A 3,020-nucleotide genomic window follows, 5' to 3' on the forward strand; every position below is an offset into this window, starting at 1 on the left:
CCTCAATCGGAATATGATTAAACTGAATACTTGATGACTCAGCGAAGGTCTCGATTGGACAAATAAAAGTTAGAATGATTACTAACGATAGCACTATAAAACCATAGTATTTTTTCATATCAATTCCTATTGAACTTCAAACTTAAGAACTAAATCATATTGTGGATTTAAAGCATTCTTTTCAAAATTAAACCCTGTTGCTACTCCACCACTTAATTTAAATTCAAGCTTGTCTCCAGTTGGATTCAAAGTACCAATTTCCGCCGGGAATTGAGCAGGATTTTGCGGATCTGTCGTGTGCAAAGCAATGTCTCTGTTTGCAGTTTTATTGGTTAAGTTCAAAGTCAACTTATCACTAATTTTTTCAGCATCCGTTTGACTTCCAGATCCTCCCGGTGTACCACTATCCTTAAAATCGTTAACAGAAATCTTAACTCCTTTTGAGGAAAGATTTTCAATTTCATATAGTGGAGAAATAATACCTGTACTTACATCCGTTTGACCAAATAAGATTTTTGTTGGAATTTTAACATCAACCCATGCAGGATCTGTTGGATCTGGATCTGGTTGAGTCGGGTCTGTTGGATCTGTTGGGTCAAATTCTTTAAATGTTCCTTCTGCCGGAATAGTAGCAGAATCTTGTTTTTTGACTTCCTGTGGTTGGGTATTCGGATCTGGTTGACCATCTTCATAGGCAAACGCAGCTGATGGACCTAATAATGCTGCTCCTCCAAATGCGACTACACCGAAAAGTGCTACAAATTGCGTTTTTTTCATTTTTGTTCCTCCATTGTTTCTATTATTTATAACTAGATATTCTAGTTATTCACAGATAATTGCCCTACTACTAGGGTTTCTCCAACCTTTTTTTGTGCCTTATCGTTCTCATAATAAGTGACTAAATTTTGTGTTTTATAAACACCTTTTTTGATGGTAGTGCTTAATTTACCTTGGGATACATATTGTTTTGGCTTAATGAGACCTGAATCATAAACAACTTTTTTCTCTCCATCAATTGTAGTCTGAACGCGTATGGCATATTGATTACTTGCCGGATTTAATATACTGACCTCGCCAACCTCTGATGATGATTCAAAAACCATATCAGAATTCATTTTCAAACGTACTTCGCTTTTATCCGCCTTTGATTGAAGGAGCTCTTCAAACTCTTTTTCGCTCATATCCTTAACAAACTCACCTGATTTTCTATCAGTTTCGCCAGCAACTACATTGGGAGCAGTTTGATGAGTTAAAAAATAGTAGTACACACTTCCCACTAACAGAGCTATCAACAAAATTAAAAGGATAACAATTCTTGATCGTTTTTTTCTTTCCATTCTCCTTACCTTCCATTGTTTTTCTTACTCTAATGTTGTTATAATAATTGTAGCTTGTCAGCTTACCTATGTTTCCAACAACGGTGATAACTATAGAACAATACTTCTCATTGAGAAAGTTCATTTTTAATCTAACGTTCGTTAACTATTGGAGGCTCCATATGGAAACATTATTAGAAAAAAACTTACAACGACACTATCAAATCATTAAATTTCTCATTTATAGAGACTGGGAAAAAATAAGTACTATTTCGAAATTTACCCAAATCTCTGAAAGTACAGTTCGTAAAAGCATTGGAGATATCAACCGATACATCAGCCCAGCAAAACTGGAAAGTAGTAAACAACTTGGTGTACGGCTAATTCTCATGCCTGATCAAAATCCTTTTTTTATTTTTTCTGCACTTTACAATCAGTCCGCAAGATTCTCCATAATTGAAGAAATCTTTTTAAGTAGGCATACCAACTTGCCCTCTCTAGCTGATCATCTTTTCCTCAGCATTTCTACACTAAAAAGAAAGATAGGAACAATCAATGAACTTTTAGCTCCTTTCGACTTTCACATTGACTGTACTTATATGGACATAATCGGTGATGAGAGAAAAATATGCTGGTTCTATTTTTGCTACTTAATCGAAAAATATGGACTCATTGAAAAAGTAATTACTGAGAGAGATGTTGAGTTGATGGATGAGGTCATGCAAGAGTTTATGGATTGCTACCCATTTTTACAAACACCTGCACGCCAAACCTATTCTTATGTAAATAAATTTAGAACTATGTTATTTATTAATTTTATACGCATTCGCAGAGGTCATTTACTTCCAAGCCAATCACAAAATGACCAAAAACATGGGTTTACTTTTTCAGAAGAGTTAACTCAAAAACTTTTTCAACACTATCACACTGAGATAACCCCAAAGAGCATATATCGATTATTTTATATATTTTTCAACGACAAATATGCATGGTCAATGACAGATTTAAAACAAAAATGCTCCTTAAATCCAAAAATTAATCATCTTCGTGTCGCGATAGAAAATACACTAAATTCAATTATTGAAAAGGAAAATCTAATCCTTTCTAATAAAGAAGAACTTATTCTTTATCTATACAACGCAACCACTTATATTTGGGGACCCGCAAAAATCCTTTATAATCCTAATGAAGAATTTTTTATCAATCTCAATAATTATTACGAAGGATTTACAAAAAAAGTCAAAGAAATCATAAATCGTTATTTTTTAAATAATGATTTACCAATTTACGTAGATGATTCCGTTATTAATCGACTACTATTTATGGTGGTCACTTCATGGGACTCATTATCTGATCAATTGGAACAAAAATCACCAACTATTAAGACTGGACTCTTTTTCAATACGAGCTACGAACACTGTAATTTTTTGAAAGAAGATATTATATATCATTTAAAAACGCGAGTGAATGTGGATTTGATTGATGCTACTAGCCTTACCTCAGTTAGAGAAAGAATGTGCAAGTACGATCTTTTGATAACTAATCTTCCCTCACTGTTCGTACCAGAGTGTACCGTAGTATCTATTCATTCAAATCCTACTCCAAAAGATTTTGAGAACATACTCACTGTCTACAATGAAATCGTGAATAATAAATGGAATGGCAATACTTTTTTTGACAAAAATTATAAGGTGTTGTGAATCT

Annotated in this window: 3 protein-coding genes; 1 reads left to right on the forward strand and 2 read right to left on the reverse strand. The window is 33.6% G+C overall.

Translation table 11 applies throughout. The annotated features are described in order from the left end of the window. Nucleotides 1–126 precede the first annotated feature (126 nt). Complete coding sequence (locus tag AC4J95_RS20950) at nucleotides 127–777, reverse strand: hypothetical protein (RefSeq protein ID WP_016171833.1); 651 nt, start codon at nucleotides 775–777, stop codon at nucleotides 127–129. 41 nt (nucleotides 778–818) lie between these two features. Beyond that, nucleotides 819–1,337: a hypothetical protein gene (locus AC4J95_RS20955; RefSeq protein WP_270344547.1), complete on the reverse strand. Its 519-nt coding sequence runs from the start codon at nucleotides 1,335–1,337 to the stop codon at nucleotides 819–821. A 161-nt stretch (nucleotides 1,338–1,498) separates the two neighbouring features. Here AC4J95_RS20955 and AC4J95_RS20960 point away from each other — a divergent pair, with 161 nt between their 5' ends. Next, complete coding sequence (locus AC4J95_RS20960) at nucleotides 1,499–3,016, forward strand: AcpB/EbpR/MafR family transcriptional regulator (RefSeq protein WP_494551531.1); 1,518 nt, start codon at nucleotides 1,499–1,501, stop codon at nucleotides 3,014–3,016. Nucleotides 3,017–3,020: the final 4 nt, after the last annotated feature.

It is taken from the genome of Enterococcus sp. GPZ-007 (assembly GCF_059374735.1).